Source organism: Roseovarius azorensis, assembly GCF_900109455.1.
Taxonomy (GTDB): Bacteria; Pseudomonadota; Alphaproteobacteria; order Rhodobacterales; family Rhodobacteraceae; genus Roseovarius; species Roseovarius azorensis.
In genome coordinates, this window is sequence record NZ_FOAG01000001.1 from 621,719 (window position 1) to 633,955 (window position 12,237).

Genomic DNA, 12,237 nt, shown 5'->3' on the forward strand with positions numbered 1-12,237 from the left:
TACATGCGCATTGCACAGGATCTGGCCGCAGCGGTGGGCAACACGCCCCTTATCCGGCTGCGTCGCGCCAGCGAGGAAACCGGCTGCGAGATCCTTGGAAAATGCGAATTTCTGAATCCTGGCCAGTCGGTCAAGGATCGCGCGGCGCTCTATATCATCCGCGATGCGGTGGCGCGGGGGGATCTCAAGCCCGGTGGTACGATTGTCGAGGGTACGGCCGGGAATACCGGCATTGGACTGGCGCTGGTGGGCGCCTCTCTCGGTTTCAAGACCGTGATCGTAATCCCCGAGACGCAAAGCCAGGAAAAGAAGGAGATGCTGCGTCTCGCAGGCGCCGAACTGGTGCAGGTGCCGGCCGCGCCCTATTCGAATCCGAATAATTTTGTGCGCTATTCCGAGCGTCTGGCTGCCGAACTGGCCAAGACCGAGCCAGATGGTGTGATCTGGGCCAATCAGTTCGACAATGTCGCCAACCGTCAGGCGCATATCGAGACCACTGGCCCCGAAATCTGGGAGCAGACCGGCGGCAAGGTCGATGGCTTTGTCTGCGCCGTCGGGTCCGGCGGTACGCTGGCGGGTGTTGGCATGGCGCTGCAACCGCGTGGCGTCAGGATCGGTATCGCCGATCCGATGGGGGCCAAGCTCTATTCCTGGTACACTAAAGGAGAGCTGGAAAGCGAAGGATCCTCTATCTCCGAAGGTATCGGGCAGGTCCGCATCACCGCCAATCTCGAGGGGTTTACCCCCGACTTCGCATGCCAGATTTCCGACCCCGAGGCGCTGCCCATCGTGTTTGACCTGCTCAAGCATGAAGGGCTGTGCATGGGGGCCTCGACCGGCATCAACATTGCGGGTGCAATCCGCATGGCGCGTGAGATGGGACCGGGACACACCATCGTGACAATCCTGTGCGATTATGGAACACGCTATCAGTCCAAGCTCTTCAACCCCGAATTCCTGCGTGCCAACAATCTGCCGACGCCGGATTGGCTGGATCAGGCACCGCGCTCGATTCCTGGAGTGTTCGCAGAGTGATCCGGCACTTCGGATATCTCTGCCTCATTCTCTGTCTGGGCTTTGCCGTGGTCGCGTTGCCCACAGCGCCACTTCTGGCGCAGGGGCAGCATGCGTCCAACACGCCGGATTATGTCGCGTGGGAAGATCTTGCGGCAAGCGCAGACGAGATGATCGAACGCGCCGAGGCCACGAGTGCCGAGCTTGAGAGCATGCGAAGCCAGATCAGCGGCTGGCGGCAGCAATTCCTGGACATGCAGGGTGCCAATGCAACGGCAATCAAGACGGTTCAGGATCAGCTTGCATCGCTCGGACCGGTGCCGGAAAACGGTGAGGAGTCCGAAGATGTCACGGCGCAGCGCGACGAGCTTAAACGCCGTCTGGCGCGGCTTCAGGCCCCGGCCAAGCTGGCGGATCTGGCACGCAGTCGCGCCGAAGGGCTGATCCTTGGGATTGATGCAATCATCCGGACACGTCAGACCGAAGAACTCTTGCGGCTGGGGCCTTCGCCGGTCAACCCGCTGCACTGGCCCGAGGCCGCCAAGACGCTTTTTCGGGCGGCGGACACGATCCGCAGCGAGGTGGGCACCAACTGGCAAAGTGCGTTCCGGCGCGACCGCTTCAAGGACAGCCTGCCGGTAATCTTCGTTCTGACCTTTGCTGGTCTGCTGCTGATTGCGCGAGGACGCGAGTGGTCCAACCGACTCTCGGACCGTATTCTGCATCGCGAGACGAGTGCGGGTCGCTGGATCGTGGCCTTCCTGATCTCGCTTGGCGAATGGCTCCTGCCTTTCGCGGGTGTCTACGCGCTGACCATCGGGATCCGGCTTACAGGACTTCTGGGGCCACAGGGGCTGTTGCTGCTTGGCATCTTGCTGCCAGCCGCCTTCATCTTTCTGCTGGCGCGGTGGCTGGCACTGCGCATTTTCCCGCGTGATGTTCTGCACATCCCCTTGCTGAGACTGGAGGAGGGCGATCGTTATACCGGGCGGCTCTGCGGGGCGATGCTGGGGCTGGTGGTTGCGGCTTTCTATTATCTTCAACACGTGGCAGAGGGGTTGGACTGGTCCGAGGAATCCCGGAATGTGATCATCTTTCCCGTGTTGGTGCTGGCGTCACTGCTGCTGTGGCGACTGGCCAGGCTGTTGTTCCGGCATAGCCGCGCTATGCGAGAGGACGAGGGCAGCGACGACAGTTTCCGTGACAAGCTGGCGCGCGTTCTGGCGCGCGCGCTATGGGCGCTGGCAATACTCTCGCCGCTTCTGGCGGCAATAGGTTATGTGTCGGCTGCGGACGCGATGATGCTGCCCGCGCTTCTGTCGCTGATGCTGATGGCGGCACTCCTTCTGTTGCAGCGCGTGCTGACCGAAGTCTACATCATGCTCAACGGCAATCGCGACGGCGCCGAAGACTCGCTGGTTCCGGTGCTGGCCGGCTTTGTTCTCGTGCTGGCGTCGGTGCCGATTTTTGCACTGATCTGGGGCGCGCGGCCTGCACAGCTTCATGAAGCATGGTTACGCTTCACGCAAGGTGTGAGCCTTGGCGGCATAACGATATCACCTACTGGATTTCTGACACTCGCGGTGGTCTTTACCTTGGGTTATCTGGCGACCCGGCTGATTCAGGGCGCCTTGAAAAACTCGGTCCTGCCCAAGACCAGACTGGACACCGGCGGGCGCAATGCAGTGGTGTCCGGCGTCGGTTATGTTGGCATCTTTCTCGCCGCGCTGATCGCCGTAACGAGTGCCGGTATTGACCTCAGTTCGCTCGCTATCGTTGCAGGGGCCCTGTCCGTCGGTATCGGTTTTGGCCTGCAGAACATAGTCTCGAATTTTGTCAGCGGCATCATCCTGCTGATCGAGCGCCCGATCTCCGAGGGCGACTGGATCGAGGTCGGCGGGCAACAGGGCTATGTCCGCTCGATCAGTGTGCGTTCAACCCGTATCGAGACCTTTGACCGCACCGATGTGATCGTACCCAATGCCGATTTTGTCAGCGGGACCGTGACCAACTATACCCGAGGCAATACCGTGGGGCGTGTCATCGTGCCGGTGGGCGTGGCCTATGGCACGGATACGCGTCGCGTCGAGAAGATCCTGCGCGATGTGGCCGAGGCGCATCCGATGGTGCTGATGAATCCGCCTCCCGGAATCATCTTTCAGGGGTTCGGGGCAAGCTCGCTGGATTTCGAGATCCGCGCGATCCTGCGCGATGTAAACTGGGTGATGTCGGTCAAGTCCGACATGAATCACGAAATCGCACGCCGCTTTGCAGAGGAAGGGATCGAGATTCCGTTCCCGCAACAGGATGTATGGTTTCGCAATCCCGAGACCCTCGCCACGAAACAGAGTTCGGGCGCGACCTTCGCGGTCGAAGCGCGCGACACCGGCGCGAATACGGCGCATCCGACCGAGACAGACTTCGAAGTCACCAAAGGTGAAAGTGATGCGGGCGGCGATGGAGACGGGCGTTGACACTGGCGCTTTATCGGAACGATCCCTATCAGAGCGAGGCCGAGGGTACGGTGATTTCCCATACGACCGAAGGCGCAGTGATTCTGAACCAGACGATCTTTTATCCCACCGGGGGTGGGCAACCGGGTGACAGCGGCCAGATCACCTGGGCGGACAAATCCCTTGACGTTGCGACAGCCATCAAGACCGAGGACGGTCATGTCGCGCTGGTTCCCGCTGAACCGCGTCCGCTGCCGCCGATTGGCATCGTTCTGCAGCAGCGGCTCGACTGGCAGCGGCGGCACAGGCTCATGCGGATGCACACGGCGCTGCATCTTCTGTCCGTGGTGATCCCTATGCCGGTCACCGGCGGTGCGATCGGAGAAGAGCGCAGCCGACTTGATTTCGACATTCCCGACATGTCAGAGGACCGCGCAGAATTGGAAACCAAACTCAACCTCATGGTGGATCACGATCTGCCGGTCACCGAGACCTGGATCAGTGACGACGCGCTGCGCGCCAATCCGGAACTGGTCAAGACCATGACGGTGAAGCCGCCCATGGGGGCGGGGCGGGTTCGCCTCATCCGGATCGGGCAGGGCGGTTCAGAGATCGATCTGCAACCCTGTGGCGGCACGCATGTGGCGCGCACCGGCGAGATCGGGCGACTGCGGTTGGGAAAGGTCGAGAAGAAAGGCCGTCAGAACCGGCGTGTCTATCTGCATCTCGATGGTTAACGTACCTTTGGCTCCTGTAACGCATCAAGATCGGATTCCGTTTCCGGCAAGCCTTCGCGCGACAACAGCACGGCCACGACCCGCAGCCCCGGCAGATGACTGCAAACGATCATCAGCGCAACCATGATCGGCACTGCCAGAAACATTCCCGGAATACCCCAGACCGCCGCCCAGAAGGCGAGACTGATGATGATGCCAAACGAAGAGACCCTAAGCGTGCGCCCCATCAGCATCGGGTCGATGATATTACCATTGAAGAACTGGATTGCGCCCACGATCAGGAAAATCGCCATAGTGAGCGATCCGTCGGCCAGTTGCACATAGGCCACCAGCGCCACCAGAACCGTCGCCACGATAGAACCGATCGAGGGAATGTAATTCAGCACGAAGGTCAGGATCCCGAGTGCCTCCGCCAGTTCGAGCCGGAACCCGCGCGCCACGCCATAGACCATAAGCCCCGTGACCACGCTGACCAGCGTCTTGACCAGCAGATAATAGTTAACCCGGTGAATGATCGAGCCGATGATCCGCCCCACCTTTTCGGCTTGCGTGGCGTCTCCGAACAGGCTCTCGAGCTTGGTGGTGAACCATATGCGCTCGGCAAAGAGAAAGCCCACAAAGAGAATCACCAGCACGGTGCCTTGCATCAGGTTTCCGGCCTGCCCGGCCAGGGCGCGCAGATACCCTGCCACATCCAGCGTGGCAACTGAACTGAACACCGCCTGTTCGGCGTCCGGTCCCAGCCAGGTGAACATCGCCGAGATCGCCTGCGGCGCGCGGTCGGTATAGGCCAGCGTCGTGGACAGCACCGTGTTGGCCTGTGACAGGATGATCGCCGACAGGCTGAGCAGCGCCGTCGAGATCAGCGCCAGCGCCACGATACTGGCCAGCCAGTTGGGAATGCGGATCGGCCCGATCCGCAGCCTTGCGATGGAGTTGATGGCATCTGAGGTCAGGCTGAACAGAATAATTGCCGTGGCCAGAGAAATCAGCAGGAATCGCGCCTGCACCAGCAAAAACAGCACCACTGCGAAGGCGATGATGATCTGGGCGACGTTGCGGATTCGCTGCGAATCCTCGACGGGGGCGCTCTTGAAATTCGGTTCTGGCGGGCTTTGGGTCACGATGGGGCCTTGTTTACGGGTTGATTGGCAGGATAATGCGATCAACCCATTGAACAGTCAAAGTTTAGTGACACGATTTACGTTCTTGTACGTCGATCGGACAGACCCCCTTGCAAATCCCACCACCCAGCGGCTAGAAACCGCGCTACGGAGAGGTGGCCGAGTGGTCGAAGGCGCACGCCTGGAAAGTGTGTAGGCGGGAAACCGTCTCGAGGGTTCGAATCCCTCTCTCTCCGCCACCGACCCAATAATCTGAAATTAAAAGATAATTCATCTATTTTCTGGCCGTGATTTCCGCGGCTTGCGGAGCTGTGCAGACGTGAGAGACGTGTTCGGGAGACGGATGCGGCGGGAAACTTGCGCGGCGTCTCTGGAGCGGAATCGGTGGGTCCGGTTTTACGGGAATTTCCCTGCGTGCAGGGAATTTGCAGGGAATTTTTCCTCGAGCGCGATCCGCTCTTGTCTGTGCGTGGCCTAGACCCCCTTCTGCCTCAACGGGTCAGGCGGATTCCCTTGGGGCCCGGGGCAGGAATTTGCAGGAAACTTTTTCGCCCCGTCAGGGGTTGCTGATGCGCGATCCTGGCTGCTCGGCGGTCACATCCCGAAGAGATGCGCCTGCGCCTCCCAGTCGAGGGGAATCAGCAGTGGCAGGATCTGACACAGGGTGTGCTCAGGCGGGAAGGTGCCGTCGAGGATCGCGCGCTGGATCCGCGGGGCGAGGAACGCCAGACGGATACGCTTGCGGAGAACGGCCTGGTCCTTGCCGGCGGACCTGGCGAGGTCGCCGAGCGGAGTCCCTGTGCGCAAGGCAGTGGCCCAGCGATGGGCCTGGAGAAGCGCGCGCAGGAGCACCGGGTCCGGCTCGGGATGCGCTTGCCCGATGACCAGCTTCGCCTCGATGCCGCGGCGACGCAGGCGGAGGGGAACGTTGATGTTCAGGAGATCCCCGGAGAGGTCGGTGCGCGGGATCTGGAGCGCCTGGGCGAGGGCCGCGCCATCGAGGTCGAGGTGGAGGGTCCGGGGGGTGATCCTGCCGGCGGCGAGGAGATCGCTCAGGAAGTTGGGGGGCCTCTGCCGCAGATGCTGCACGAGTTCGCCCGCGGTGGCATCGGGATCAGTGTCGGCCCTGAGATCCGGAGTTTGCAGCAGGCGGTGTTCGGTGCGGGCGCGATCGAGATGATCCGCGATCGCCCCGGCGATCTGCGCCTCGAGCCGCCGCGCCGGCAGACGCCAGCCGGCGGGGTCGGTACCCCCGGTGATCAGGCGATGCGAGACGTAGTAGGTATGGCGGCGTCCGTGCTTCAAAGAATGCGTCGGGGTCAGCCGGTCACCGGTCTCGTCCCGCAGTTTGCCAATGAGCGGTGCGGTCTGCGCCTCCGGTGTTTGCCCCCGGGGTCGCCGGGCCGCCTCCTGCAGCCGCTGCTGCACGCGCGCCCAGAGATCGTCGTCGATGATCGCGGGATGTCGGCCGGGCCAGATCTGCTCCTTGTGGCGGATCTGTCCGAGGTAAACCGGGTTGGTCAGGATCTTGTGGATCTGTCCGCGGGAGAGGTGCCCGCCGCCCTGAACGCGGCCCGAGGCAAAGCGATGGTTCTTCGAGCACAATCCCTGCGCCGTGGCCTCGCGCTCGACATCGATGAGGCGGCCATGTCGGTCGTAGAGATCAAAGAGCTTCCGGACCGTGCGGGCCTCCGCGTCGTTGACCACGAGTTCGCGTGTCATCGGGTCGGGATGCGGATCGTAGCCGAGGGGACAGAGCCCGCCCATCCAGAGGCCTTGCTTCTTCGAGGCGGCGATCTTGTCGCGGATGCGTTCGGCGGTCACCTCGCGTTCGAACTGGGCGAAGGAGAGCAGCACGTTGAGGGTGAGGCGCCCCATGGAGGAGGCGGTGTTGAATGCCTGCGTGACCGAGACGAAGGAACAGCCGGCAGCGTCGAAGCGCTCGACGAGCCTGGCGAAGTCGGCGAGCGACCGGGTGAGGCGGTCGATCTTGTAGACCACAACCATCCGGATCCGGTTCGCGTTGATCGCGGCGAGTAGCCGCTCAAGGGCGGGGCGCTCGAGGGTGCCGCCCGATTGCCCGCCATCATCGAAGCGCTCCCGCGCGAGGATCCAGCCCTCGTGCTTCTGGCTTGCGATGTAGGCGGCGCAGGCCTCGTACTGGGCATCGAGCGAGTTGAAGCTCTGCTCGAGGCCCTCCTCGGAGGACTTGCGGGTGTAGATGGCGCAGAGGATCTTCGTCACGGACATCAGCAACCCCCCTTGGTCCCGAAGAAGCGCGGCCCGGACCACCGGGCGCCGGTGATGGCGCGGGCAACCGCCGAGAGCGAGGGATAGCGTGTGCCGTTCCAGGTATAGCCATCCTCGCGAACCTCCACGACGTGTGTCACGCCATTCCACTCCCGCAGGAGCCGTCCCCCGGCCTGCGGCGAAAGGGCCGAGGGGCGCGCGGCACCCGACACGCGACGTTCGAGATCGGTAAGAAACCCCTTCGACAATCCCCCGCCGCATCGCGCCTGGACCTCGAAGGCGAGAAAGCGCCGCAAAAAGGCCTGGCTCAGGCCCCTGGGGACAGGGGATCCGAAGAGATAGTCCCAGGCGGCGGCCAGCGCCGCCCGGTCCATCGTCTCGATCTGCGCAACCGATGGCAGCGTCATACGGGGGCCGGTTCGGCGGTGATCCGGTAGGCGGGTGCGGCCCCCTCAGCCTTCGCGGGCAACCGGTCAATCGTGTAGCCGGCCTTGCGCAGGGTGCTCAGGGCGGCGCGCACGGAATGGGACTGCCAGCCGGTGGCGGCCTGCAGGGCCGCGAGATCGGCGCCGGCCTTGCGCGACAGCAATCTGCGAACGGCCTCGGCCTTGGTCTCGCGGGCGGGGGTGGGGGATGGTCTGGTCATCCGGGTCTCCTCGGGTTTGCGGGATTCGGCCCCTTGCCGTCCCTACCGAGGCAGGCCCGGACTGTGACCCGGGCATGGGGACAGTGACGCTCTGCTTGCCGAGGAAGTCCAGCCCTTTCTCTCGCGGTGCGACGTGTCCCCCTGAGTCTCGTTTGTCAACCATATCAATGTCTTACGGAAAAATAATCTTGCGTTCCGCCGATCTTTCAGATATCCAGAAGGCCTTCCCGCTGCCCAATAGAGTTGCGGCGGTCGATCACAAGTTCCGACGAGGGACGTGGATTTGATCGGCTGTCTTGCTCTTGAGGCGGGGCCAGCCCGACAACCGAAGCCTTCCCTCCCCGGATCAAACCGAAGGGGACGAATGCATGCCTGTTACATTTTTGAACCTGCCGAATACGCTGAACGCGCCGGATGGATCTCCGCCGTCGTCGGCATATGCAGTAAACCACCCCACCGATGCAATGGCGGCACCGAACGTAACCGACAACCCGACTCATGGCCAGAACGACCCCTTCCGCACCCTTGCGATCGCCTGGCTCGCGGTCCAACTGATCGATGCGGCTCCTCGCCGGGTCCGGCGGGCCATGAAGGGGCAGGAAGATGCGGTTGTGCGGGCGATCGAACGCTACGGTTTCCGGGTCCCGATCCTCGTGCGGAAGAAAACCGGGAGCACGCGCTACGAGGTGGTCGACGGCCACACGCGCCTCGCGGCGGCCCGGCGCCTCGGTGCGGATTCATTGCCCTGCATCCTGGTGGATGATCTTCCGGAGATCGAGATCCGGCGATTGCGGTTGTCGCTGAACAAGCTGCAGGAAACCGGCGACTGGGACAGGGACGCGCTGAGTCTCGAAATCGGCGAGATCCTCGAGATCGGTGGCGACTTCCAGATCCCGGGCTTTGAGCTCGCCGAACTCGAGGCGCTTTGCGCTGAACCGGCGGATGGGGGACAGGCTAACCCCGACGACGATATGGCGCCGCTTCTCGAGCGAACCGGGCCGGTCGTCACACAGCCAGGCGATCTCTGGGTTCTTGGTGATCACAAGCTCTTTTGTGGCTCCGCACGCGATGACGCCTTGCTGACGGCCTTGCTCGGGGGGCGCGCGGCTGCCGCGGTGTTCACCGACCCGCCCTACAACGTGAAGATCAACGGTCATGTCCGGGGTAAGGACCAAGGCTTTGAGGAGTTCGCGGAGGCCTCCGGGGAGATGTCGGACGTGGCGTTCACGGCGTTCCTGCTGGAGACGCTGGGCAACATGAGTGCAGCGCTGAGGCCCGGCGGGGTGATCTTTGCCTGCATCGACTGGCGGCACGTCGGCGCGATGACAGGGGTACTTGAAACCCTTGGTCTCGAGCTTCTCAACATCTGTGTCTGGGTGAAGACCAATCCCGGCATGGGGAGCCTTTACCGCAGCCAGCACGAGTTCGTGACCGTCGCCCGGAAGCCCGGGGCCTCTCACACGAACAATGTCCAGCTGGGCAAGTTCGGCCGGACCCGCTCGAACGTCTGGCACTATGCCGGTGCAACCGGTGGCCGGGTCGACAGCGATGATGTCTTCTGCGCACATCCGACGGTCAAACCGATCCGGCTGGTCATGGATGCTCTGCTCGATGTGACGGAGCCAGGTGATCTCGTGGTCGATCTGTTCCTCGGCTCCGGGACGACGTTGCTCGCGGCCGAGCGCACGCGCAGGCGCTGTGTCGGGGTCGAGATCGAGCCGCGTTACGTCGATCTGTCGATCCGGCGCTGGCAGGAGATGACCGGGGGACGGGCGATCCTTGCGGTCAACGGCGAAACTTTCGAGGAGCGGGCGGCCACTCGCAGGCAGGAGTCGGCTGACACTATCGCATATCTCGCGGAGGACTTCTGATGGCGGACCATGAAAAAGAGGTGGGCTACGGCAAGCCACCAAAGCACTCCCAGTGGACAAAGGGTCAATCAGGCAACCCGAGTGGCAAGAAGAAAGGAAAGGGTCTTGCCCAATACCTCGCCGAAGCGGGTGAGGAGGAAAAAATAGTCCTGGTCGACGGTAAGACAGTCGTCATGCCGGCGAATGCGGCCGTCGCCAAGAAGATCTATTCGGACGCGATCAAGGGTAAGCACCAGGCCGCAAAGATTGCGCTGGACGCCCAAAAGGCCCTGTCCGGGGATATGCCTTCGGCCGAGGACGCGCTGTGCGGCCCCGAAGAGTACGAGGTGGCTCGGGCTCATGCTGAATGGCTGAAACTTATCGAAGACGCCTTTGACGAGGCCGCAGAAGGAGAAAGCCATGACTGACCTGTTATCGCGTGAACGGTTTGCCGCAAACATGGCGATCTTGTTACGGGACAACCTTTACGCCTACGTTCACCGGGCGTTTCTCGAACTGCACCCTGGCATCGCCTTCCTCCCGGCCCCTTACATCAGGGCAATCTGTCACCAGCTGGAACGCGTGGAGCGTGGGGAAATTCAAAGGCTACTGATTATTCTTCCGCCCCGACACCTTAAGTCGTTCTGTGCCAGCGTTGCCTTCTCCACCTAGTTCCTGGCCAGAAACCCGTCGATGACCGTGGTGGGTGCGAGTTACAACGCGGATCTCGCCCAGAGCTTCAGTGCCCAGGCGCGTCGCCTGCTGGAGGCGCCCTGGCATCAGGCTGCCTTTCCTCATCTCCAGCTTGACCCCCGAAAAGCCTCAGTCGAGGAACTGCGGATCAGAAACTTTGGTGGCCGGAGGCTTGCCACGTCTGTTGGCGGCACCTTCACCGGCAAGGGATCGAATCTGACCATCATCGATGATCCGATCAAGGCTGATGACGCCTTCTCGGAAACGCGGCGTGATGATGTCTACAACTGGATGACATCTACCGTCATCAGCCGCTTCGACGATCCCAGTAAAGGGGGGGCTGATCGTTGTTGCACAGCGCCTGCACGTGGATGACCTTCCCAGGCGGCTGATGGAGGCGGGTGGTTGGGAAATCCTTGATCTGGCGGCGATCGCCATGGTCTCTCGGGAGATCGACCTGGGTTCCGGCCTCGTCTGGCACCGGCCGCGCGGACAGCTCCTCCACCCGGAAAGGATCGATCTGGCAACGCTCGAGCAGATCCGAAAGGAGCTGGGGGACGTCGCGTTCTCCGCGCAATATCAACAACAACCAGCGCCTGCGGAAGGCAGCATCATCCGGACTGAACGCTTTGGAACCTATGATCACGCGCTTCCGAGGCACCAGTATGAGGCCATAGTTCAAAGCTGGGACCTGGCTGTCGTGCCCGGCAACACGAATGATTACACGGTCTGTACAACATGGGGTCTCGTCGGCGCGAAAATCGATCTTCTGGACGTGGTTCGCGCCCGTCTGGAGATGCCGGATATCGAACGCAGGGCCGTTCAAATCCGAGACAAGTGGTCACCCAATCTGGTCATCATCGAAGCGTCGCATACAGGGGTTGCTCTCAACCAATATCTTCGGCGAAGGGGCCTGAAGGAAGTCCGGACAAGCACGCCAAAGGGGGCCAAGGCGGAGCGGATGGCGGCGCTGACACCCATGCTTGAAGATGGGAACGTTCGTCTGCCGAAAGCCGCGTCCTGGCTCGAGGCATTCCTGACCGAGTGCAGTCAGTTTCCCCACGGAAAATTTGACGATCAGGTCGATACCATGTCGCAGATGCTCCATGCCGTCAAAAGGTGCACCACCGAAATACGGCACTGCTCGCGGTACAAGTCGAAATAGCAAACAGGCGGAGGCGGGTGGTCCCCTCCCGGAACATTGGACCGGTCTGACTGAGAATTTTCCGGCTACAATATGAACCGCCGCCTGCTTGGCCCCATCGGGAACATCCCGCCAGCGGAGGCTGATGAGAACTTCTATGCATAGCGCGACGTGTTCGATATGGTCGCGTGAAATGAAGCTACAGGTCTCCGGCAACCCCGGGGCGATTCATTGAGCTTTGAGAAGGCCATCTCAATGGGATTGAGGTCCGGACTGTAGGCAGGCAAGAACAGAAACCAGCAGCCACGCCGTCGCAGGGCTTGGGC

Annotated in this window: 13 protein-coding genes and 1 tRNA gene; 9 read left to right on the plus strand and 5 right to left on the minus strand. The window is 62.1% G+C overall.

Annotation, left to right across the window (positions count from 1 at the left end; translation table 11 throughout):
- Positions 1-3: 3 nt before the first annotated feature.
- From BSG08_RS03150 to BSG08_RS03160, 3 genes are read left to right on the plus strand one after another with little or no spacing between them, the layout of a single operon-like run.
- Positions 4-1,035 (plus strand): cysteine synthase A, encoded by a 1,032-nt coding sequence (locus tag BSG08_RS03150; protein ID WP_093031780.1) that lies wholly within the window; start codon positions 4-6, stop codon positions 1,033-1,035.
- The gene (locus tag BSG08_RS03155) at positions 1,032-3,488 is read left to right on the plus strand and encodes a DUF3772 domain-containing protein (protein WP_245770582.1); all 2,457 of its coding nucleotides are present in this window, start codon (positions 1,032-1,034) and stop codon (positions 3,486-3,488) included. Before BSG08_RS03150 ends, BSG08_RS03155 begins: the two co-directional genes overlap by 4 nt.
- Positions 3,485-4,204, plus strand: coding sequence for an alanyl-tRNA editing protein (locus tag BSG08_RS03160; RefSeq protein WP_093031786.1), 720 nt, complete (start codon positions 3,485-3,487; stop codon positions 4,202-4,204). Before BSG08_RS03155 ends, BSG08_RS03160 begins: the two co-directional genes overlap by 4 nt.
- Here the strand turns inward: BSG08_RS03160 and BSG08_RS03165 are convergent.
- On the minus strand, positions 4,201-5,328 hold the full coding sequence (locus BSG08_RS03165) for an AI-2E family transporter (protein ID WP_175544673.1): 1,128 nt from the start codon (positions 5,326-5,328) through the stop codon (positions 4,201-4,203). The genes BSG08_RS03160 and BSG08_RS03165 overlap by 4 nt on opposite strands.
- Before the next feature lie 149 nt (positions 5,329-5,477).
- Here BSG08_RS03165 and BSG08_RS03170 point away from each other — a divergent pair.
- Positions 5,478-5,567, plus strand: a tRNA-Ser gene (locus tag BSG08_RS03170).
- 355 nt (positions 5,568-5,922) lie between these two features.
- Here the strand turns inward: BSG08_RS03170 and BSG08_RS03175 are convergent.
- The 3 genes from BSG08_RS03175 to BSG08_RS03185 are packed head-to-tail and all read right to left on the minus strand — an operon-like array spanning position 5,923 to position 8,224.
- Positions 5,923-7,578 (minus strand): recombinase family protein, encoded by a 1,656-nt coding sequence (locus BSG08_RS03175; RefSeq protein ID WP_093031789.1) that lies wholly within the window; start codon positions 7,576-7,578, stop codon positions 5,923-5,925.
- Positions 7,578-7,985, minus strand: coding sequence for a DUF2924 domain-containing protein (locus BSG08_RS03180; protein WP_093031792.1), 408 nt, complete (start codon positions 7,983-7,985; stop codon positions 7,578-7,580). Before BSG08_RS03180 ends, BSG08_RS03175 begins: the two co-directional genes overlap by 1 nt.
- On the minus strand, positions 7,982-8,224 hold the full coding sequence (locus tag BSG08_RS03185; protein WP_093031795.1) for a DUF3489 domain-containing protein: 243 nt from the start codon (positions 8,222-8,224) through the stop codon (positions 7,982-7,984). The genes BSG08_RS03180 and BSG08_RS03185 overlap by 4 nt, the downstream gene beginning before the upstream one ends.
- A gap of 368 nt (positions 8,225-8,592) precedes the next feature.
- Between BSG08_RS03185 and BSG08_RS03190 the strand changes: the two genes are divergently transcribed.
- From BSG08_RS03190 to terL, 5 genes are read left to right on the plus strand one after another with little or no spacing between them, the layout of a single operon-like run.
- A complete protein-coding gene (locus BSG08_RS03190) occupies positions 8,593-10,095 on the plus strand; it encodes a DNA modification methylase (RefSeq protein WP_093031798.1) in 1,503 nt (500 codons plus the stop codon).
- Entirely contained in the window at positions 10,095-10,502 is a 408-nt protein-coding gene (locus tag BSG08_RS03195; protein ID WP_093031801.1) for a DUF5681 domain-containing protein, read from the plus strand. The genes BSG08_RS03190 and BSG08_RS03195 overlap by 1 nt, the downstream gene beginning before the upstream one ends.
- Positions 10,495-10,746 (plus strand): hypothetical protein, encoded by a 252-nt coding sequence (locus BSG08_RS03200; protein ID WP_093031803.1) that lies wholly within the window; start codon positions 10,495-10,497, stop codon positions 10,744-10,746. Before BSG08_RS03195 ends, BSG08_RS03200 begins: the two co-directional genes overlap by 8 nt.
- Before the next feature lie 21 nt (positions 10,747-10,767).
- Positions 10,768-11,142 (plus strand): hypothetical protein, encoded by a 375-nt coding sequence (locus tag BSG08_RS03205; RefSeq protein ID WP_093031805.1) that lies wholly within the window; start codon positions 10,768-10,770, stop codon positions 11,140-11,142.
- Complete coding sequence (gene terL, locus BSG08_RS03210; protein ID WP_139274528.1) at positions 11,135-11,932, plus strand: phage terminase large subunit; 798 nt, start codon at positions 11,135-11,137, stop codon at positions 11,930-11,932. The genes BSG08_RS03205 and terL overlap by 8 nt, the downstream gene beginning before the upstream one ends.
- Before the next feature lie 134 nt (positions 11,933-12,066).
- On the opposite strand, the gene BSG08_RS19790 is transcribed toward terL, so the two are convergent.
- Positions 12,067-12,237 (minus strand): transposase (locus BSG08_RS19790; protein WP_281248255.1); only part of this gene is annotated, 171 nt, incomplete at its 5' end.